This window comes from Stenotrophomonas sp. GZD-301, assembly GCF_049310345.1.
Taxonomy (GTDB): Bacteria; Pseudomonadota; Gammaproteobacteria; order Xanthomonadales; family Xanthomonadaceae; genus Stenotrophomonas.
This window is the reverse complement of the sequence record NZ_JBMOWY010000071.1, coordinates 21,975-42,143: the sequence shown is the minus strand read 5'-3', so window position 1 is coordinate 42,143 and position 20,169 is coordinate 21,975. Positions and strand designations below refer to the sequence as shown.

Genomic DNA, 20,169 nt, shown 5'->3' with positions numbered 1-20,169 from the left:
TTCGTGGTGCGGTTCTGGATGGATCAGAACTTGTAGGTGATGCCCATGTACATGTAACGACCAATGCTGTCGTACAGGGCGGCACCGGCGTCGGCACCGAAGTAGTTCACCGGCGGATCCTTGTCGAACACGTTGTCCACGCCCACGTAGACGTCGATGCCCGAGTTCGGGAACTTATAGCCGACCTGCATGTTGTGGTACAGGTACGACGGGTTGCGGATCGGGCTCTGCGAACCCGGGTTGGAGTTGTAGCTGTCCGGGGTGACGCGCAGGTTGCCGTCGACGTAGGTCATGTCCCACGAAGCGCGCCAGTCACCACGCTTGTACGTGGTGGTGAACTGACCGCGCCAGCGCGGATCGGTGTAGTACGTGACGTATTCGGTGAACTCGTCCGGGAACGACTGGAAGGCCCATTCACGCGACTGGATCAGACGGGTACCGACCAGGCGCATGGTGGTGAAGCCACCCAGCAGGTTGAAGCGGTAGTCCATTTCCAGATCGACGCCGACGCGACGCGACTTGGCCAGGTTTTCCGAGATCGCAACCCAGTTGTAGATGCTGTATTCCGGGAATGCGGTGCCGGTCGGCGAGGTGTAGCCGCCCACCGGGGCGCGCTTGATGGAATCGCAGAACGGGTTGTTCTGCACGCCTCCCGGCGAATCCACGCAGCGGGTCGCCAGGGTCTGGGCGGAGACCGAACCGATCGCGTCGGTCAGGGTCACGCGCCAGTAGTCCATGGACATGCCGAAGCCTTCCAGGAACTCCGGCTGCCACACGAAGCCGAACGACAGGGTCTTGGCTTCTTCCGGCTTCAGGTTCGGGTTGCCACCGCTGACGCCCGGACGGTTGGCCGAGTAGGTGTCAACCCAGTTGGCCGGGATGCCCAGCGCGGCGCAGTTGGCAGCGCGCAGTGCCGGGTCCTTGGCGGTCGCCGGACGGTTGCTGTTGGTGCTGAGCGTGCTGCAGGGATCGGCGATGGTCGCGAAGTTCTGCGACTGCGGGTTGTACAGCTCGCCGATGCTCGGTGCACGCACGGCGCTGGCGTAGGTACCACGGACGCGCAGGCTGCTCAGGATTTCCCAATCCAGACCGACGTTCCAGGTCTTGGTGTCGCCGATGGAATCATAGTCCGACCAACGGCCGGCCAGATCCAGGTTCAGTCGACGGATCAGCGGCAGGTCGGCCAGCAGCGGCACGGTGGTTTCCGCGAACACTTCCTTGACGTTGTACTCACCGCCGCGGCTCGGAATGGCGTTGAGGAAGGTCAGGCCCAGGGCCGACAGGGCGTCGGTGTTTTCCTGGCTCTGTTCCTTGCGGTATTCCACACCGCCGGCGAAGCCGACGTCGCCGGCCGGCAGCGAGAACAGCGAGTTGTTGGCGACCGAGGCGCTGAACACCTGCTGCTTCAGCTTGGACTGGTTCAGCGAACGGGTGTTGAACCACTCGGCCGCTTCCTTGGAGATCGCGCCGTTGCCGAAGACCGAGAACGGCACGCAGCCGGCGATCAGGGCCTGGTTGTAGCGCTGCCCGGTGTTCGGGTTGATCGCGTTCGGGTCCAGCGAGGCGCGGCAGACGACACGGCCGCTGGAATCCAGCGCGGTATCCATACCGGCGTGCCAACGCTCGGTGATGCGGTTGTTCAGGTTGATGCGGTCGATGGTGGTCTGGCCGAAGTTGGCCGACGCTTCATACGTCCACTCTTCGCCCAGGTTGCCTTCCAGACCCAGCACGGCACGGGTGGTCTGGCGTTCGATCTGCTCACCGCGACGGCCGGCGTCGACGTTGAAGCGGGCCAGGATCAGGTTGCTTTCCGTGTTGTTGCTGTCGTTCGAGATCGCACGATTGGTGGTGCTGCCATCGGCGTTCGTCACGATCACGCGGCGCGAATCCATCAGCGCGCGCAGGTCGTTGGAGATGTACGCATTGTCGCGGCGCAGGCGCAGGCTGCTGTCGAACGCCGGCTGACCGTAGAACTCCGACTCGGTCTTGGTGTACTTGCCTTCGAAGAACAGACGGTGGTTGTCGTTCAGTTCGAAGTTGAGCACGGTGTTGAAGCTGACGCGGTCGAACGACGGCTGCAGGTCGGCAACGGCGTTCAGGTCGGCGAAGTCGCAGTCCACGCAGCTGGTGGCGCTGACGATGGTGCCGTCGTAGCGGTTCTTGCGGTAGCTGCCGTCATCGTTGAACAGGTAACGATTGGCCGGGCTGAACGCCGTGGTGCGGGTGCCGGTACGCGAGATCGTCATCGGCCCCAGGTCCATCGTACCGCCGTACGAGATGGAGTGGTTGCCACCCGGGCTGGCCAGGATGGTCTGCGGGTTGCTTTCGCTCGGCGGCTTGGTGCGGTCGTAGTTCGGGTTCGGCACCGAGACCTGGTAGCGACGGCCGATTTCACGGTCGCCACGGCCGAAGCGGCCCTGCTTGCTGTATTCCAGTGCGATGGCGGCGCTGCCGCGGCCGTCGGCGAAGTCGCTGCCGCCCGAGAAGCTGACGAACGAGCGGTCGAAGCTGCCTTCGTCCGCCTGGCCCGCCTGGGCACGCAGCTCGAAGCCTTCGAAGCTCTTCTTCATGATGAAGTTGACCACGCCGGCCACGGCGTCGGCGCCGTACACGGCCGAGGCGCCGCCGGTGATCACTTCAACGCGCTCGATCCATTCCACCGGGATCGTGTTGACGTCGACCGAGGTCGAGCCCGGGCTGGCGCCCACGTGGCGACGACCATTGACCAGCACCAGGGTGCGCGACGGACCCATGCCGCGCAGATCCATCAGGCCCAGACCAGCGGTACCGATGAAGCGGGTCGAGTTGCCCAGCGAGTAGCTCGGGGTCAACTGCGGCATCTTGTTCATCAGGTCGCCGATGTTCAGCGCGCCCGTGCTGCGGATTTCCTCAGCGGTGATCGCCGTCACCGGCGACGGGGTCACAAAGCCGGTACGCGCGATGCGCGAGCCGGTTACGGTCACTTTGTCGAGGTCGATCGGGTTGGTGCCGGCTTCCTGCGCGAACGCGGGGGCCGAACCGGCGGCGACTGCCAGGCCGGCCAGCAGGGCGCTGGTCAGCGGGTGGCGGATGTGCCGGATGCTGTGGTTGGTCATCTATGAATCCCCTGGTGAAGTGAGACGGCCTCATTCCGTGGTGGCCGTTTTGTGTAGGTTCAGTCGCCGTCCTAGCGTCATTCGAACCTAACACGCAATTAACAAGAAATGTACATCACCCTCACGCGAGTGAACGAATTCACCCCCGGCTTTTAAGAAAAGTGCAATAAATACAATTGCTTGGTTGTCATCACGGTTTGCTCATCCTGTCTTTATGAGTGAACTATGAATAGGTGACTTCGTATCGTTTTGCGCAATTGGGCGGTTCGCAGACACAGTGCGACACAAAGAAAAGGCCCCCGTCCGAAGACGGGGGCCTTGAGCGACACGGCAGCGTGGCCGGTCGGGTTCGGGTCAGTTGCTGCTCACCCCGAAGTCATACTTGGCCTGCACGTAGATGGCCCGGCCATACGGGTTGTACATGTAGGTGTTGTACGGCGAGGCAATGTTGCCGGCGTAGCTGTGGGCCTGGCCGTCGGGCATCTTGTTGAAGACGTTGTTGACCATCACCGACAGGGTCAGGTTGTCCAGGGCCCGGTAGTTCACGCTCAGGTTGTAGGTGGTGTAGGAGCCCCACTTGCCGGCCTTGTAGCCGGACGAATGGACGTAGTCGAAGCTCTCGCCCAGGTAGGACATGTAGTTGGCGGTCTTGCCGATGTAGTTGAAGTACATCGTGGTGGTCCACTTGTCCTTGGCCCAGCCGACCGAGCCGTCGGTGCGCACCTTGGCGTAGGCGTCGTAGTACCACATCGCGTACGGGTCACGCAGCAGGTCCAGGTAGTTGTCACCCGGCTGCGGCTGCAGTTCGCGCTTGAGGATGTTGGTGTAGTTGCTGGCGAACTGCAGCGAGCCGAAGCGGCCGATGTCCTGCACGTACTTGAAGCTGGCGGTGATGGCCTGCAGGTTCTGGCGCGCCACGTTGAGCTTCGGGGTGAAGATCTGCTCCAGGTTGCCCGCGGCATCGCGGGTGATCCAGTCGGCCACGTTGTCGCAGGTGGCCGAGGTGGCGTTGTCCAGGTTGTTGCGGCAGTAGTACTCCGCGCGCAGCAGCTGGTCCGAGCTGAGGTTGTCCACCTCGTTCTCGATCTTCCAGTTGTAGTAGTCCACCGACAGCGACAGGTTGCTCATCGGCGCCCACACGATGCCTGCGTTCCAGACATCGGCGGTGATCGGCTCCAGGTCCGGGTTGCCGGCCTGGGTGCCGAACACCGATTCCTGTGCGTACGGGCAGCCGACGGTATCGGCCGGGTCGTAACCGAGCTGGCCGCAGCGGTAGTAGTCCACTGCGCCGTTGGCGTAGAAGCCGCTCTCACCCTGGAAGGCATCGGGCAGGGTCGGCGCGCGGAAGGCGGTGCCGTACTTGCCGCGGAACAGCAGGCTTTCGATCGGGCGGTATTCCACGCCAATGCTGTAGGTCGCCTTGTCGACGGTGTTGTCGGCGATCTTGAACGCGTCATAGCGGCCCGAGCCGGTCACGGTCAGCGATTCCAGCAGTGGCAGGCGCAGTTCGGTGGTCAGCGCGTAGTTGCTGCGATGGCCGGCGCCGGCCACCGAGGTGGTGCCCCACACCGTGCCATCCATCAGGCGCGCGTCGGGGGTGTAATCCCAGCCTTCGCTGCCTGCTTCGGCAACCACGGCGAAACCGGCATCGCCGCCGGGCAGGGTGAACAGCGAACCATTGGTGATCTGGAAGCGGCCCAGGTTCTGCCAGGTGCGGCTTTCACTGGTGGTGAAACCGGTGAAGCTCTGGAAGTCGCCGGCCGGCAGCGTGGCGTAGAACGCGGTCCAGTTCGGGTTGTAGATGTTGTAGCCGTCATCGGTGGTGCCGAGCACCGGGCCCAGCACGTGGTCCTCGAAGTAGCCGTCGATCGCATCGGCCCAGCGCACGAAGCCACGTTCGGTCAGCTTGTACTCGCCGCGGCTGAAGCTGGCGCTGTAGTCCCAGTTGCCGAACGTGCCGCGGCCGCCCAGGGTGAACTGGTAGGCCTTGTTGCGGTCGGTGTTGAGGATGTCCTTGTAGCCGTTGGGCCCGATGTCCTCCGGCGCGAACGCGCGCTGCAGGTTCATGTACTGGTCGGTGCCCTGGTCATAGAACGCACCGAAGCTCAGGTCGCTGCCCCAGAAGGTGTAGCCCGAACCGGCGGTGTACTTGACCTCTTCCAGGCTGTACAGCGCATCGGCGAACAGCTCGAAGTTGTCGTTCACATCGAACGTCATCGAGCTGTAGAACTGGCTGCTTTCCTTGTCGTTCTTCAGCGTGCGGTAGCCGGCGCCGTAGGCCGAGCCGCAGGACTCGCCGGAGGTGCGGGTGCCCAGCACGGTGGTGCCCCCGAACTGCCCTGCGACGTTCGCGCAACGGCTCGGGTCCATCATCACGAACCGGTTCTGGTTCGCCGGCAGGTACACCAGGAAGTCGTTGGACGGCACCTGCGGGCTGTAGCCGTGCGCGTTGTTGGTGCGGGTCAGGTCACGCTGGTAGCCCCAGATCGGGCTGCTCTTTTCGTACTGCACGTTGACCAGTGCGTTGAAGCGGTCATCGGCGCTGTTGAAGCCCTTGGCCCCGCTCAGGCGGAAGTTGCTGCCGCCGCCCTCGGAGTAGGCGCCGCCACGGACGTTGAGCACGCCGCCGTCCATGCGCTCCTTGAGGATGATGTTGACCACGCCGGCGATCGCGTCCGACCCGTACAGGGAGGACTGGCCGCCCGGCAGGATTTCGATGCGCTCGACGATGTCGATCGGGATGCCGCTGAGGTTGTTGAAGGCGTCGCTGCCGTTGTACAGCGCCGGGTACTGCAGCATCGGGCGGCCGTTGATCAGGTACTTGGTGTAGCCCGGATCCAGGCCGAACATGCCCGACGCCTCGGCGCCCTGGGTGAATGAGGCCGCGGTCTGGCCGCCCTGCAGACCGCCGGTGGTCAGCGAGGACTGCTGCAGCACTTCGGCCACGCTGGTGAAGCCGCGGGTCTGGATGTCTTCGGCGGTGACGGTCAGCACCGGGGTGTGCGTTTCGATCTGGGTCTGCGGGATCAACGAACCGGTGACGGTGACGCGATCCAGGTTGGTCGCAGGCTCGCTGTCCTGCGCGAGGGCGCTGGCGCTGACGAACAGCAGGCCGGACAGAACGGCGGCGGTGAGCGGATGACGCGAAATCTTCAAACCTTGGCAGGACATGTGGATACCCGTGTTGTGGTGAAGTCGAAGCTTTCCCTTCCGTGGGGCTGACACGCGGTTGAACGGACGCTGTCAGGGAAAGTAACGCAGGCTTAACGTGCTTGCCGCAGGGTTGTCAATTAATCGACGTTGGTGAATGTGCGGGCAAAGTGAAAAAGCACGTAAAAACAAGTGGTTGCAAAATCAACAAAAAATGCGATCTGCATCATCATGAGTGGTAAGTGAATATGCACGCGGTATTAACAATTGAGATTGATCGCCGGATCGAGTTTCACACCGCAAAAAAAAGCCCCGCCGAAGCGGGGCTCTGAAGCGGGGTGAACGCGGCGGTCAGTGGCCGAATTCGTACTTGGCCTGCACATACACCGCGCGGCCGTAGATGTTGTAGAAGTAATTGTTGTACGGCGTGCCCGAGGTGCCCGGGTAGTTGCTCGCCTGGTTGTCGGGCATCTTGTTGAACACGTTGTTGACCATCAGCGAGAAGGTCACGTTGTCCAGCGCACGGTAGTTCACGCTCAGGTTGTAGGTGGTGTACGACCCCCACTTGCCTGCCTTGGCACCCGACGGATGCACGTAGTCGTACCCGTTGCCGGCATAGGCGAGGTAGTTCGGGGTCTTGCCGACGTAGTTGAAGTACAGCGTGGTGGTCCACTTGTCCAACGCCCAGGCCAGCGAGCCATCGGCGCGCACCTTGGCGTAGGAGTCGTAGATCCACATGTTGTACGGATCGCGCAGCAGATCCAGGTACGCGTCACCCGGCTGCGGCTGCAGCTCGCGCTTGATCATGTTGGTGTAGTTGGTGGAGAACTGCAGCGAGCCGAAACGCCCCAGTTCCTGCAGGTACTTGGCGCTGGCGGTGACGGCCTGCAGGTTCTGGCTGGCCACGTTCATCTTCGGCGTGTAGATCTCATCGAGCACACCGGAGGCGTCGCGGGTGATCCAGTCGGCCACGTTCTGGCAGCTGGCCGAGGTGTTGTTGGTCTGGCCGTTGCGGCAGTAGTACTCGGCCAGCAGCAGCTGGTCCGAGCTCAGCGTGTCGACTTCGTTCTTGATCTTCCAGTTGTAGTAGTCCACCGAGAACGAGAGGTTGTTCAGCGGTGCCCAGACGATGCCGGCGTTCCAGACGTCGGCGGTGATCGGCTCGAGGTCCGGGTTGCCGGCGCGCTGGCCGAACACCGAGACGCTGTCGTAGGCGCAGCCGGTGGTGTCAGTGGGCGCGTAGCCGAGCTGGCCGCAGCGGTAGTAGTCGGTGGCGCCATTGGCGTAGTAGCCGCTCAGGCCCTGGAAGGCATCGGACAGGCTGGGCGCGCGGAAGGCGGTGCCGTACTTGCCGCGGAACAGCAGGCTCTCGATCGGACGGAACTCCACGCCGATGCTGTAGGTCGCCTTGTCCACGGTGCTGCTGCCGATCTTGAACGCGTCGTAGCGGCCCGAACCGGTCACGGTCAGCGAATCCAGCAGCGGCAGGCGCAGTTCGCTGGTCACCGAATAGTTGCTGCGGTGGCCGGCACCGGCGACGGCGGTGGTGCCCCACACGCTGCCGTCCATCAGGCGCGGATCGGGCGTGTAGTCCCAGCCTTCGCTGCCGGCCTCGGCGACCACGGCAAAGCCGGCGTCACCGCCCGGCAGCGAGAACAGCGAGCCGTTGGTGATCTGGAAGCGGCCCAGGTTCTGCCAGGTACGGCTCTGGCTTTCGGTATAGCCGGTGAAGGTGGCGAAATCGCCTGCGGGGATCGGCGCGTAGAACGCCTCCCAGTTCGGTGCGAACACGGCATAGCCACTGCGGGTACCCAGCTGCGGGCCGAGCACGTGCTCTTCAAAATAGTTGTTGATCGGATCGGCCCAGCGCACGAAGTTGCGCTCGGTCAGCTTGTACTCGCCGCGGGTGAAGTTGGCGCTGTAATCCCAGTTGCCGAATGTGCCGCGGCCGCCGAGGGTGACCTGGTAGGCCTTGTTGCGGTCGGTATTGAGGATGTCCTTGTAGCCGTTCGGTCCGATGTCTTCCGGGGCGAACGCGCGCTGCAGGTTCATCCACTGGCCGCTGGTCTGGTCCCAGAAGCGGCCGTAGCCGGATGCGGTGCCCCACCAGGTGTAGTTCGAGCCGGTCGCGTACTTGACGTCCTCGTAGCTGTACAGCGCATCGCCGAACAGCTGGAAGTTGTCGTTCACGTCGAAGGTGAACGAGCTGTAGAGCTGCGCGCTGTCCTTGCCGTTCTTGACGGTCTTGTAGCCCGGGCTGTAGATCGAGCCGCACGACTGGCCCGCCGCGCGGGTGCCCAGCACGGTGGTGCCGCCGAACTGGCCGGCCACGTTGGCGCACAGGTTGGGGTCCATCATCAGGTAGGCGTTGCCGGCCGCCGGATTGACCACCAGGAAGTCGTTGGTCGGCACCTGTGCGGTGTAACCCTTGCCGTTGGTGGTCCTGGTGATGTCGCGCTGGTAGCCCCAGATCGGATTGCTCGACTCGAACTGCGCGTTGACCAGTACGTTCAGGCGGTCGTCGGCGCTGTTGAAGCCCCTGGCGCCGCTGACGCGGAAGGTGCTGCCGCCGCCTTCGGTGTAGGTGCCGCCACGGACGTTGAGCACGCCGCCGTCCATGCGTTCCTTGAGGATGATGTTGACCACGCCGGCGATCGCGTCCGACCCGTACAGGGAGGACTGGCCGCCCGGCAGGATCTCGATGCGCTCGACGATGTCGATCGGGATGCCGCTGATGTTGTTGAACGTGTCGCCGCCGTTGTACAGGGCGGGGTAGGACAGCATCGGCCGGCCGTTGATCAGGTACTTGGTGTAGCTCGGGCTCAGGCCGAACATGCCGGCCGCTTCAGCGCCCTGGGTGAACGAGGCGGAGGTCTGGCCGCCCTGCAGGCCGCCGGTGGTCAGCGAGGACTGCTGCAGCACATCGGCCACGCTGGTGAATCCGCGGGTCTGGATGTCTTCGGCGGTGACCGTCACGACCGGGGTATGGGTCTCGATCTCGGTCTGCGGAATCAGCGAGCCGGTGACGGTGACCTTGTCCAGGTTGACAGTGCTGCTGTCCTGGGCGAAGGCGGTGGCGGCGCTGGCCATCAGCATGCCGGTGAGGACGGCAGCGGTCAGCGGGTGACGCGAAATCGTGGAGCGTTGGCGAGACATGGGGATCCCCGTAAGCAGAAGTGACGTGGCGGTGTTCCGTCCTGGAACCGCTTTCAGCGGCGCGCTGAATGCGTCCTTGCTTCGTGGCTGAACGTAACATGGGCTTAACGATGGCTACACGGGGGTGTCACATTGCCAAACGGAATAAGGTGTCGAAAATCCTTAAAAATCAATACAAAACAACAATGTAATAAAAGGTATCAATTTGTAACCTGAGGCTAGATGAGCCTCGGCTGAATAGTTGCAGCTGAAAACGGTTTCTGTTTTCCGGGTTCCAGGCGATGCCGGAAACGCGAAACGCCCCTTTCGGGGCGTTCCGGGTGGCGTCCGGCAGGGCAGGGCCCTGCCCGGTCGCCGGTGGTGCCTGCGGCGCTTACTTGCCGAAGTCGTACTTCATCTGCGCGTACACGGCGCGGCCGTAGATGCTGTAGAAGGCATTGTTGTACGGCGTGCCGGAGGTGCCCGGGTAGCTGTACACCTGGCCTTCCGGCATCTTGTTGAACACGTTGTTGACCATCACCGACAGCGTCAGGTCGTCCTGTGCACGGTAGTTCACGCTCAGGTTGTAGGTGGTGTACGAACCCCACTTGCCTGCCGACTTGCCCGACGCGGGGTGGGTGTAGTCGTAACCGTTCAGACCGGCCAGGTAGTTCGGCGTCTTGCCGACATAGTTGGCGTAGGCGGTGGTGGTGAACTTGCCGATCGACCAGGCCACGGCGGCATCGCTGCGCACCTTGGCGTAGTTGTCGTAGTTCCACATCGCGATCGGGTTGCCCAGCAGATCCTGGAAATCTTCACCCGGCTCGGACTGCACTTCACGCTTGAGCATGTTGGTGTAGTTGCCCGAGAACTGCAGCGCGCCGAAGCGGCCGATGTCCTGCAGGTACTTGAAGCCAACGGTCACGGCCTGGAGGTTCTGGCGCGCGACGTTCATCTTCGGCGTGTACAGGCTGCTCAGGTTGCCGGCGGCGTCGCGCACGACCCAGTCGGCCACGTTCTGGCAGCTGGCCGAGGCGGCGTTGGGCAGGCTGTTGCGGCAGTAGTACTCGGCCAGCAGCAGCTGGTCGGTGCTGGCGGTGTCGACTTCGTTCTCGATCTTCCAGTTGTAGTAGTCGGCGGAGATCGACAGGGTCGGCATCGGCGCCCAGACCAGACCGGCGTTCCACACGTCGGCGGTGATCGGCTCCAGGTCCGGGTTGCCGGCGCGCTCGGAGTACACCGAGACGCTGTTGTCGTAACGGCAGTCGGCGGTGTTGCCCGGGGTGTAGCCCAGCTGGCCGCAACGGTAGTAGTCGGTCGAGTTGTTGGCGTAGTAGCCGCTGGTGCCCTGGAAGGCATCGGACAGGGTCGGCGCGCGGAAGGCGGTGCCGTACTTGCCGCGGAACAGCAGGCTCTCAAGCGGACGGTATTCCAGACCCAGGCTGTAGGTGGCCTTGTCGACGGTGTTGTCGGCGATCTTGAAGGCGTCGTAGCGACCCGAGGCGGTCACGGTCAGCGATTCCAGCAGCGGCATGCGCAGCTCGGAGGTCACCGCGTAGTTGCTGCGGTGGCCGTTGCCGGCCACGGCCGACGAGCCCCATGCCTGGCCGTCCAGCAGGCGCTGGTCGGGGGAGTAGTCCCAGCCTTCGCTGCCGCCTTCGACGACGACCGCGAAGCCGGCATCACCGCCCGGCAGCGAGAACAGCGAGCCGTTGGTGACCTGCGCGCGGGCCAGGTTCTGCCAGGTGCGGCTGCGGTTGTGCGCGTAGCCGGTGAAGCTGGCGAAATCTTCCGGCGAGATCGCCGAGTAGAACGCGCCCCAGTTCGGGTTGTAGATGTCCCAGCCGTCGGCGGTGGTGCCCAGTACCGGACCCAGCACGTGCTCGGCAAAGTAGTTGTTGATCGGGTCCTTCCAGCGCATGAACTTGTTCTCGGTGAGCTTGTACTCACCGCGGGTGAAGCTGGCGCTGTAGTCCCAGTTGCCGAAGGCGCCCTTGGCACCCAGGGTCACCTGGTAGGAGCGGCTCTCATCGCTGTTGAGCACGTCCTTGTAGCCCTGGCCGCCGATGTCTTCCGGTGCGAAGGCGCGCTGCAGGTTGACCACCTTGCCGGAGGACTGGTCGTAGAAACCGCCCATCGTGCTCTTGGTGCCCCACCACAGGTAGTTCGAGCCGGAGGTGTATTCGGTCTTTTCCTTGCTGTACAGCACGTCGGCGAACAGCTGCAGGTCGTCGTTGACGTCAAAGGTCATCGCCGAATAGAACTGGCCGCTGTCCTTGCCGTTCTTCAGGGTCTTGTAGCCGGCGCCGTACACCGAGCCGCAGGACAGGCCGGAGGCGCGCGAACCCATCACGGTGGTGCCACCGAACTGGCCGGCGACGCTGGCGCAGTTGGTCGGGTCCATCATGTACAGGCGGTTGGTGTCGGCGTCGATGACCGCGAAGTCGTTGCCCGGCACCTGTGCGGTGTAGCCGTTGGCATTGGTGGCCTTGGTCAGGTCGCGCTGGTAGCCCCAGATCGGGTTGCTCGACTCGATCTGCACGTTGACCAGTGCGTTGAAGCGGTCATCGAAAGCGCTGAAGCCGTGGGCCGCGCTGACGCGCAGGTTGTTGCCGCCGCCTTCGCTGTAGGTGCCGCCACGGACGGTGAACGTGCCACCTTCCATGCGTTCCTTGAGGATGATGTTGACCACGCCGGCGATCGCGTCCGACCCGTACAGGGAGGACTGGCCGCCCGGCAGGATTTCGATGCGCTCGACGATGTCGATCGGAATGCCGCTGATGTTGTTGAACGTATCGCCGCCGTTGTACAGCGCCGGGTACGACATCATCGGGCGACCGTTGATCAGGTACTTGGTGTAACCCGGGTTCAGGCCGAACATGCCGGCCGCTTCAGCGCCCTGGGTGAACGAGGCGGAGGTCTGGCCGCCCTGCAGGCCGCCGGTGGTCAGCGAGGACTGCTGCAGCACTTCGGCCACGCTGGTGAAGCCGCGGGTCTGGATGTCCTGCGCGGTGATGGACATCACCGGGGTCTGGGTTTCGAGGTCGGTCTGCGGAATCAGCGAGCCGGTGACGGTGACTTTGTCCAGCGTCGTGGCCTGGTCCTGTGCCAGGGCCGGTACGGCCGCGGTGGCGATCAGGGCAGAGAACAGTGCAGTTGCGAGGGTGGTGCGACGAGCGGTATTGCGTGGGTAATTCATTGATAGTCCATAGAGCAGATACGAATGCACGACGCCAATGATTCCCTCCCGAAAACGCGCAGAAAACGCTCAACGTGGTGCCAATCGAACGTAACATGAACTTAACGAAAATTGCATGGATTCCTAGCAAGTCCGATTCTTAGTCAGGCACCGTCAAGGTTGTATAGTGTTTGGTTCCCCTGAAGCGTTTCCGGAGTGCCCGCAGTGAGTGCCAGCCAGTCTCGTCGTCCCCATGCCAGCCAGGTGCAGAAGGGGCTGACGCCGCATCCGCGCATCCGCAACGTGATCGCCGTTGGCTCGGGCAAGGGCGGTGTCGGCAAGTCCACCACCGCCGTCAATCTCGCCGTCGCACTGGCCCGTCTGGGCGCGCGCGTCGGCCTGCTGGATGCCGACATCTACGGCCCCAGCGTGCCGATGATGCTCGGCCTGAGTGGCCGCCCGGAAAGCCCGGACAACAAGTCGATCGAACCGCTGCGTGCGTTTGGCGTTGAAACCATGTCGATCGGCTATCTGATTGAGGACGAGACGCCGATGATCTGGCGCGGGCCGATGGCGACCTCGGCGATGACGCAGTTCTTCAACGACACGCTGTGGGACGACCTGGACTATCTGCTGATCGACCTGCCGCCGGGCACCGGCGACATCCAGCTCACCCTGACCCAGAAGATTCCGCTGGCCGGTGCGGTGATCGTCACCACGCCGCAGGACATCGCCACGCTGGATGCGAAGAAGGCGCTGAAGATGTTCGAGAAGGTCGAGGTGCCGGTGCTGGGCCTGGTCGAGAACATGGCCGTGCACACCTGCAGCAACTGCGGCCACGTCGAGCACCTGTTCGGCCAGGGCGGTGGCGAGCGCATGGCCGCGCAGTACGGCGTGCCGCTGCTCGGCTCGCTGCCGCTGGACATCGGCATCCGCGAGCAGGGCGACGCGGGCACCCCGATCGTCGCCGCCGCACCGGACTCGCCGGCCGCGCAGGCCTATCTGCGGGCGGCCGAACGGCTGGTGGAAGAGATGGGCAAGCGCCCGCGGGCCAGCATTCCGATCCTGTCCTCGCTGCTCTGACCGGCTGCTCTGACCGGCTGCGGGGGGCGGCTGCTAGAATCGTGCCCCGGGCGCCTCCGCCGTGCCCCCACTGCCTCCAGGACCCCTACATGAGCATCAAGAGTGACCGCTGGATCCGCCAGATGGCCGAGCAGCACGGCATGATCGAGCCGTTCGAAGCCGGCCAGGTCAAGCAGGCCAACGGCCAGCGCATCGTCAGCTACGGCACCTCCAGCTACGGTTACGACGTGCGCTGCTCGCGCGAGTTCAAGGTGTTCACCAACATCAATTCCACCATCGTCGACCCGAAGCATTTCGACCCGGGCAGCTTCGTGGACATCGTCGGCGACGAGTGCATCATTCCGCCGAACAGCTTCGCGCTGGCCCGCACCGTGGAGTACTTCCGCATTCCGCGCGACACGCTGGTGGTGTGCCTGGGCAAGAGCACGTATGCGCGCTGCGGGATCATCGTCAACGTGACCCCGCTGGAGCCGGAGTGGGAAGGCCACGTCACCCTGGAATTCAGCAACACCACGCCGCTGCCGGCGCGCATCTATGCCAACGAAGGCGTGGCGCAGATGCTGTTCTTCCAGGCCGACAAGGACGATATCTGCGAGACGTCCTACAAGGATCGCGGCGGCAAGTACCAGGGCCAGACCGGCGTGACCCTGCCGCGCACCTGAGCGGCAGGTCGGGCTGCGTCACCGCCTCAGGTAGAGCCGACCGTTGGTCGGCTGCCTGTCGCCCGGAAACAAAAAAAGCGCGGAGCGATCCGCGCTTTTTCCGTTCACCGCCGCCGCGTCATTTGCCGCGGCCGAACAGCAGTCCGATGCCAACCGCCACCAGGATCACCGGCCACCAGGTAAGGATCAGGCGGCCCATGTTCATGTTGGTCCAGCCCAGGTTGCTGGCCAGCAGAAACAGGCCCACGAGGATCAGGACGATGGCGGCAATCAGGTTCGAACGCATCAGGGGCAGGGTCCGTCAGGAGTGGGCCGGATATCCTAGCCGTTCCTTCCAGTACGCGACACGCTGGGTGAGCACGTCCGGATCGTGACGGTGGGCCTGGCCGTGGCCCCAGACCGGCCCGGGCCACGCCGGGTCGCCGACGTGGCGGCCGATGACGTGGAAGTGCAGCTGGCGCACGATGTTGCCCAGCGCGCCGATGTTGATCTTTTCCACACCGTCGGTGCCCTTGAGCGCCTTGCAGGCCCGGTTCAACTCGGTGCGCAGTTTGTCCTGCTGGTCGCCGTCCAGCTCGATCCATTCGGTGATGCCGGCCAGACGCGGCACCAGGATCAACCACGGGTACCGCTCGTCATTCATCAACCGCACTTGCGACAACGGCCCTTCTGCTACCAGTACGCTATCGGTGGCCAGGCGTGAATCCAGTTCGAACTCGCTCATCCAAGATGCTCCGCAAAGAAGTCCAGGGTGCGTTCCAGCGCCAGGGTGGCGCTGTCTGGATCATACGCATGTCCGACGTTGCGGTTGAAGGCATGGTCGGCCGGGTAGACGAAGGTGGCCATCTGCGGCAGTTTCTCGCGGTGGGCCTTGATCGCCTCCGGCGGGATGCTCCTGTCCTGGGCGCCGAAGTGGAACAGCACCGGTGCCTTGGGCGTTTCGTCGAGGAACTGCACGTTGCGCGCGCCGTAGTAGCTGACCGACGGCAGGCCAAGGCGCAGCGCGGCCAGCAGCGCGATGCTGCCGCCCCAGCAGTAGCCCACGGTGCCGACCCTGCCCGCCGGGGCCAGCCGCGAGGCGGCAGCGCGGACGACCTCCAGGGCCTTCTCCACCCCCAGGGCGTTGACGCGCTCCAGCCCCTGCTTCACGCCGTCCGGGTCGTAGGGCAGGGCATCGGGGTCGGCGTCCGGGCCGTCAACCAGATCGAAGAAGGAGGGCGCCAGCACCGCGTAACCTGCGGCGGCGAAGCCTTCGGCCACCTCACGGATGTGCGCGTTGGTGCCGAAGATCTCCTGGATGACCACCAGCCCGCCGCGGGGCTTGCCGTCCGGTTCGGCCTGCCAGGCGCGGACCGGTCCGTGATGCGTGTCGAGCGTGACCCACTCACCCATGATGCGAGACTCCCGTTGGTGAAGGGATTCATTATCGGGCCCGCACCGGTTAGCGCGGCGTCACCGGCCATGCCGGGTCTGGCGGCTGGGTCGGCGATCCGGTTCAGGGCTGGACGTGCAACGCCGGTATACTTGCCGCCGTTTCCGGCCCCAGGTCATTCCGACCCAGGCCCCCAGAGTCCTGATCCATGTCCCAGCTGAACCCCAAAGTCGGCTTCGTCAGCCTTGGCTGCCCCAAGGCCCTCGTCGATTCCGAGCGCATCCTCACCCAGCTGCGGTCCGAGGGCTACGACATTGTTCCGTCCTACGATTCGGCCGACGTGGTGGTGGTCAACACCTGCGGCTTCATTGATTCGGCGGTGACCGAATCGCTGGATGCGATCGGCGAGGCGATGAACGCCAACGGCAAGGTGATCGTCACCGGTTGCCTGGGCAAGCGCCCGGAACAGATCCGCGAGGCCTACCCGAACGTGCTGGCCGTGTCCGGCCCGCAGGACTACATGAGCGTGATGGAAGCGGTGCACGCCGCGCTGCCGCCCAAGCACGATCCGTTCGTGGACCTGGTGCCGGACTACGGCATCAAGCTGACCCCGCGCCATTACGCCTACCTTAAGATTTCCGAGGGCTGCAACCACACGTGCAGCTTCTGCATCATTCCGTCGATGCGCGGCAAGCTGGTCTCGCGCCCGGTCGACGAGGTGCTGCGCGAGGCCGAGCGGCTGGTGCGCGGCGGCGTCAAGGAACTGCTGGTGGTCTCCCAGGACACCTCGGCCTACGGCGTGGACGTGAAGTATGCCGAGCGCATGTGGCGCGACAAGGCGTACCAGACCCGTCTGAAGGCGCTGTGTGAAGGCCTGTCCGAACTGGATGCCTGGACCCGCATGCACTACGTGTACCCGTATCCGCATGTGGACGAGATCGTGCCGCTGATGGCCGAGAACCGGATCCTGCCGTACCTGGACATCCCGTTCCAGCACGCCAGCCCGCGCATCCTCAAACTGATGAAGCGCCCGGGCGCGGTCGACAAGACCCTGGAGCGCGTACAGCGCTGGCGCCAGTTGTGCCCGGACATCACCGTGCGCTCGACCTTCATCGTCGGCTTCCCCGGCGAGACCGAGGCCGAGTTCGAGGACCTGTTGTCGTTCCTGGACGAGGCACAGCTGGATCGGGTCGGCGCCTTTGCCTACTCGCCGGTCACCGGCGCCACCGCCAACGATCTGCCCGGCGCGGTGCCCGACGAGGTCAAGCAGGAGCGCCTGGCCCGCTTCATGGCGCGCCAGGCGGAGATCTCCGCCGCACGCCTGGAGGCCAAGATCGGGACGGTGCAGCAGTGCCTGGTGGACGCGATCGAAGACGGTATCGCCGTGGCGCGTTCCAAGGCCGATGCACCGGAAATCGACGGCCTGGTGCATATCCAGAATGCCGACGAGGCGCGCCTGCGGGTGGGCCAGTTCGTTGATGTGGAGATCACCGAAAGCGACGAGCACGATCTGTACGGCGATGCGCTGATCGATGAAAGCGCGGCGCAGACCCGGCTCGACATCAAGGTGCTGTGACCGACCCGGCCGCCCGTGAGGCGGTGGGCCGCCGGCGTTTCCGTGCGCCGGCGCGTGGGGAGGTGGACCGCGCGTGCTTCGGCCACCCGCTGTTGGCGGCGGTCTCGGCCTACGAGGATCTGCTGGTCGCTGCCGACTGGCCGGCCGTGGACGCACTGGACAGACGCCTGGCGCTGCCCGGTCGGCAGCTGGTCGAGCAGGATGACGCGTTGCTCGCCGATGGACTGCATTACGAGCAACGCATTGCGCAGGGTCGTATCGCAACCCGTCCGTGCAGCTGGCATGACCTGTTCAATGCGCTGGTCTGGGCGCGCTACCCGGCGATCAAGCAGGCGTTGAATGCACGCCAGTGCCGGCACATCGCCGCGCACGGACCGGCGTTGCGCAACCGCGCGCAGGCCGCGCTGACCCAGTTCGACGAGACCGGGGTGATCGTGCGGGTGCGCGACCCTGCGCTGCTGGACGCCTGGGACCGGCACGACTGGGTGGCGTTGTTCGTCGCGCGTGCGGAGGCCTGGCGCACCGGCGATATCGCGGTGGCCGGCGTGATTGGCCATGCGCTGATGGAGCAGGCGCTGCTGCCGGCACGCATGCTGGTGGGCAAATGCGTGGTGGTGCAGGGCGATGACGATGCGCAGGCGGTTGCCCGCACGGCGGCGATGATCGAGAACGATCATCTCCTGGATGACCCGTTGGAGCTGCGTCCGCTGCCCTTGATGGGCATCCCGGGCTGGCATGCGCGGCAGGACCTGGCGTTCTACCGGCAGGCCGACTATTTCCGGCCGGTGCGCGAAGGCAGGACGTACCCGCCGATCAACGGGCGGGTTGCTCCGCCGCGTGCGCTTCATACGCCACGGTCAGCACCGCAAACCCGGTGCGACCGCTCGGCAGCTCCACCTCGAACTCGTCGTCCACGCGCTTCTTGAGCAGCGCGCGCGCCAGCGGCGAATCGATGCTGATCCACCCCGCGCCCGCATCGGTTTCGTCCGGCCCCACGATGCGGTACCGGCTGACATCGCCGCTGTCCACATTCTCAAGTTCCACCCACGCGCCGAAGAACACCGCCTGCGGATCGCTCGGAACGGTGTCCACCACCCGCAGCGATTCCAGCCGCTTGGTCAGGTAACGCACGCGGCGGTCGATCTCGCCCAGCTGCTTCTTGCGGTAGGTGTATTCGGCGTTCTCCGAGCGGTCGCCTTCCGCCGCGGCGGCCGCCAGCGCCTTGACCACCTCCGGCCGGCGCACCCGCCACAGATCGTCCAGCTCGGCTTTCAGCCGCTGGTGGCCCTGCGCGGTGATCAGGGCCGTACTCTTTTCCGCAGGGGGACGCCAACGCGACATCAGGTCTTCTTGTTTCGTGAGGAGGTGACGCGGCTCAACGCTTGCCGCCGAAAATCCCGCCGAGGATACCGCGCACGATCTGGTTGCCCAGCTTGGTGCCCACCGTCCGGGTGGTCTGCTTGGCCATCGTTTCGATCATGCCCTGGCGCCGTTTGGTGCCGAAGATGGCGTCCTTGATCGACTGGCCGAAACCGCCGGCCTGGTCGTCGTCCTGCTCACGCGTGCGGGCCTTGGGGGCGTCGGCCTGCTGCACCGCCTTCTGCGCGCGCTGGGCCAGCAGCTCGGCGGCCGACTCGCGGTTGATGGCGGTGTCATAGCGGCTGCCCACCGGGCTGCCGGCGCGCACCTGGGCACGCTCGGCCTCGGTGATGGCGCCCATGCGGCAGCGTGGCGGCGCGATCAGGGTCTGCTGCACGGGCGAGGGGATGCCCTTGTCCTGCAGCGTGGAGACCAGCGCCTCGCCGGTGCCGAGTTTGGCCAGGGTGGCGGCAACATCGAGCTTGGGATTGGGCACGAAGGTCTCCGCCGCCACCTTCACCGCCTTCTGGTCGCGTGGGGTGAAGGCGCGCAGCGCATGCTGCACGCGGTTGCCGAGCTGGCCGAGGATGTTGGCCGGGACGTCGTCGGGGAACTGCGAGCAGAAGTACACGCCCACGCCCTTGGAGCGGATCAGCCGCACCACCTGCTCGATGCGCTGCACCAGTGCCGGCGGCGCATCGTCGAACAGCAGGTGCGCCTCGTCGAAGATGAAGACCAGCTTGGGTTTGTCCAGGTCGCCCACTTCCGGCAGCGTTTCGAACAGCTCCGACAGCAGCCACAGCAGGAACGTCGAGTACAGTCGCGGCTTGAGCACCAGCTGGTCGGCGGCGAGGATGCCGATCACGCCGCGGCCGTCGTGATTGACCCGCATCAGGTCGGCCAGCTCCAGTGCCGGTTCGCCGAAGAAGGCTTCGCCGCCGTCCTGCGACAGGCGCAGCAGCGAGCGCTGGATGGCGGCCACGGTCTGCGCGCTGACCAGGCCGTACTCGGTGGAGATGTCCTTGCGCTCCTCGGCGACCAGGCCGAGCAGGGCGCGCAGGTCGTCCAGGTCAAGCAGCAGCAGGCCGCGGTCGTCGGCCAGCTTGAACACGATGTCCAGCACGCCGGCCTGGGTGTCGTTGAGTTCCAGGATGCGCGCCAGCAGGGTCGGGCCCATCTCGCTGACGGTGGTGCGCACCGGGTGGCCCAGCTTGCCGTACAGGTCCCAGAAGATCGCCGGGCTGGCGGCCGGGGCGTAATCGGCCACGCCGATGTCGTGGGCACGCTGCAGCAGCGCATCGCCGCCCGCGCCGGCCACCGCCAGGCCGGACACGTCGCCCTTCACATCGGCCAGGAATACCGGCACCCCCAGCCGCGAGAAACCTTCAGCCAGGGTCATCAGGGTCACGGTCTTGCCGGTGCCGGTGGCGCCGGCCACCAGCCCGTGCCGGTTGCCCAGGCGGGGCAGCAGGGTGACCGGGATGTCATCGGTGATGCCTTTGCCGAGCAGAATCGGGTCCATGGTCAACTCGTTGTGTGAATGCGCGGGATTCTAAATA

The 20,169-nt window shown here is 64.9% G+C and carries 13 protein-coding genes and 1 pseudogene; 4 read left to right on the top strand and 10 right to left on the bottom strand.

Annotation, left to right across the window (positions count from 1 at the left end; genetic code table 11):
* Positions 1 to 23: 23 nt before the first annotated feature.
* From ACO6VK_RS18065 to ACO6VK_RS18045, 5 genes and pseudogenes are all read right to left on the bottom strand, one after another.
* Positions 24 to 1,892 (bottom strand): TonB-dependent receptor domain-containing protein, encoded by a 1,869-nt coding sequence (locus ACO6VK_RS18065; protein ID WP_422509590.1) that lies wholly within the window; start codon positions 1,890 to 1,892, stop codon positions 24 to 26.
* Positions 1,881 to 3,095: pseudogene (locus ACO6VK_RS18060) on the bottom strand (TonB-dependent receptor plug domain-containing protein); the annotation flags it as partial. The gene ACO6VK_RS18065 and the pseudogene ACO6VK_RS18060, both read right to left, overlap by 12 nt.
* A 354-nt stretch (positions 3,096 to 3,449) precedes the next feature.
* Positions 3,450 to 6,266 carry a TonB-dependent receptor domain-containing protein gene (locus ACO6VK_RS18055; protein WP_422509573.1) on the bottom strand — a complete coding sequence of 939 codons (2,817 nt, stop codon included), beginning with the start codon at positions 6,264 to 6,266 and terminating at the stop codon, positions 3,450 to 3,452.
* A 330-nt stretch (positions 6,267 to 6,596) separates the two neighbouring features.
* Positions 6,597 to 9,401, bottom strand: a complete 2,805-nt coding sequence (locus ACO6VK_RS18050; RefSeq protein ID WP_422509571.1) for a TonB-dependent receptor domain-containing protein — start codon at positions 9,399 to 9,401, stop codon at positions 6,597 to 6,599.
* Between the two features lie 373 nt (positions 9,402 to 9,774).
* Positions 9,775 to 12,579 carry a TonB-dependent receptor plug domain-containing protein gene (locus tag ACO6VK_RS18045; protein ID WP_422509569.1) on the bottom strand — a complete coding sequence of 935 codons (2,805 nt, stop codon included), beginning with the start codon at positions 12,577 to 12,579 and terminating at the stop codon, positions 9,775 to 9,777.
* 204 nt (positions 12,580 to 12,783) lie between these two features.
* Between ACO6VK_RS18045 and apbC the strand changes: the two genes are divergently transcribed.
* Both apbC and dcd read left to right on the top strand, forming a co-directional pair.
* A complete protein-coding gene (gene apbC, locus ACO6VK_RS18040; RefSeq protein ID WP_017354314.1) occupies positions 12,784 to 13,641 on the top strand; it encodes an iron-sulfur cluster carrier protein ApbC in 858 nt (285 codons plus the stop codon).
* Positions 13,642 to 13,730: 89 nt separating this feature from the next.
* On the top strand, positions 13,731 to 14,303 hold the full coding sequence (dcd, locus tag ACO6VK_RS18035) for a dCTP deaminase (RefSeq protein WP_019182646.1): 573 nt from the start codon (positions 13,731 to 13,733) through the stop codon (positions 14,301 to 14,303).
* A gap of 118 nt (positions 14,304 to 14,421) precedes the next feature.
* Here the strand turns inward: dcd and ACO6VK_RS18030 are convergent, their stop codons facing one another.
* From ACO6VK_RS18030 to ACO6VK_RS18020, 3 genes are read right to left on the bottom strand one after another with little or no spacing between them, the layout of a single operon-like run.
* A complete protein-coding gene (locus ACO6VK_RS18030; protein ID WP_017354312.1) occupies positions 14,422 to 14,589 on the bottom strand; it encodes a LiaI-LiaF-like domain-containing protein in 168 nt (55 codons plus the stop codon).
* Positions 14,590 to 14,604: 15 nt separating this feature from the next.
* Positions 14,605 to 15,027, bottom strand: a complete 423-nt coding sequence (locus ACO6VK_RS18025) for an HIT domain-containing protein (protein ID WP_422509566.1) — start codon at positions 15,025 to 15,027, stop codon at positions 14,605 to 14,607.
* A complete protein-coding gene (locus ACO6VK_RS18020; protein ID WP_422509564.1) occupies positions 15,024 to 15,695 on the bottom strand; it encodes a dienelactone hydrolase family protein in 672 nt (223 codons plus the stop codon). Before ACO6VK_RS18020 ends, ACO6VK_RS18025 begins: the two co-directional genes overlap by 4 nt.
* Positions 15,696 to 15,883: 188 nt before the next feature.
* Here ACO6VK_RS18020 and rimO point away from each other — a divergent pair, with 188 nt between their 5' ends.
* Together rimO and ACO6VK_RS18010 are read left to right on the top strand one after the other, a co-directional pair.
* On the top strand, positions 15,884 to 17,251 hold the full coding sequence (gene rimO / locus ACO6VK_RS18015; protein WP_422509562.1) for a 30S ribosomal protein S12 methylthiotransferase RimO: 1,368 nt from the start codon (positions 15,884 to 15,886) through the stop codon (positions 17,249 to 17,251).
* Positions 17,248 to 18,177 carry a DUF3025 domain-containing protein gene (locus tag ACO6VK_RS18010; RefSeq protein ID WP_422509560.1) on the top strand — a complete coding sequence of 310 codons (930 nt, stop codon included), beginning with the start codon at positions 17,248 to 17,250 and terminating at the stop codon, positions 18,175 to 18,177. The genes rimO and ACO6VK_RS18010 overlap by 4 nt, the downstream gene beginning before the upstream one ends.
* On the opposite strand, the gene greB is transcribed toward ACO6VK_RS18010, so the two are convergent.
* Both greB and ACO6VK_RS18000 read right to left on the bottom strand, forming a co-directional pair.
* The gene (gene greB, locus ACO6VK_RS18005; RefSeq protein WP_422509558.1) at positions 18,065 to 18,592 is read right to left on the bottom strand and encodes a transcription elongation factor GreB; all 528 of its coding nucleotides are present in this window, start codon (positions 18,590 to 18,592) and stop codon (positions 18,065 to 18,067) included. The two genes, ACO6VK_RS18010 and greB, sit on opposite strands and share 113 nt — an antisense overlap.
* A gap of 34 nt (positions 18,593 to 18,626) precedes the next feature.
* On the bottom strand, positions 18,627 to 20,138 hold the full coding sequence (locus tag ACO6VK_RS18000; RefSeq protein WP_422509556.1) for a helicase HerA-like domain-containing protein: 1,512 nt from the start codon (positions 20,136 to 20,138) through the stop codon (positions 18,627 to 18,629).
* Positions 20,139 to 20,169: the final 31 nt, after the last annotated feature.

What these genes read in the sequence shown, in the direction of transcription:
- ACO6VK_RS18065 (WP_422509590.1), bottom strand. Translation starts at nt 1,892, where the DNA reads ATGGATTCGCGCCGCGTGATCGTGACGAACGCCGATGGCAGCACCACC.
- ACO6VK_RS18055 (WP_422509573.1), bottom strand. Translation starts at nt 6,266, where the DNA reads ATGTCCTGCCAAGGTTTGAAGATTTCGCGTCATCCGCTCACCGCCGCC.
- ACO6VK_RS18050 (WP_422509571.1), bottom strand. Translation starts at nt 9,401, where the DNA reads ATGTCTCGCCAACGCTCCACGATTTCGCGTCACCCGCTGACCGCTGCC.
- ACO6VK_RS18045 (WP_422509569.1), bottom strand. Translation starts at nt 12,579, where the DNA reads ATGAATTACCCACGCAATACCGCTCGTCGCACCACCCTCGCAACTGCA.
- dcd (WP_019182646.1), top strand. Translation starts at nt 13,731, where the DNA reads ATGAGCATCAAGAGTGACCGCTGGATCCGCCAGATGGCCGAGCAGCAC.
- ACO6VK_RS18030 (WP_017354312.1), bottom strand. Translation starts at nt 14,589, where the DNA reads ATGCGTTCGAACCTGATTGCCGCCATCGTCCTGATCCTCGTGGGCCTG.
- ACO6VK_RS18025 (WP_422509566.1), bottom strand. Translation starts at nt 15,027, where the DNA reads ATGAGCGAGTTCGAACTGGATTCACGCCTGGCCACCGATAGCGTACTG.
- ACO6VK_RS18020 (WP_422509564.1), bottom strand. Translation starts at nt 15,695, where the DNA reads ATGGGTGAGTGGGTCACGCTCGACACGCATCACGGACCGGTCCGCGCC.
- rimO (WP_422509562.1), top strand. Translation starts at nt 15,884, where the DNA reads ATGTCCCAGCTGAACCCCAAAGTCGGCTTCGTCAGCCTTGGCTGCCCC.
- greB (WP_422509558.1), bottom strand. Translation starts at nt 18,592, where the DNA reads ATGTCGCGTTGGCGTCCCCCTGCGGAAAAGAGTACGGCCCTGATCACC.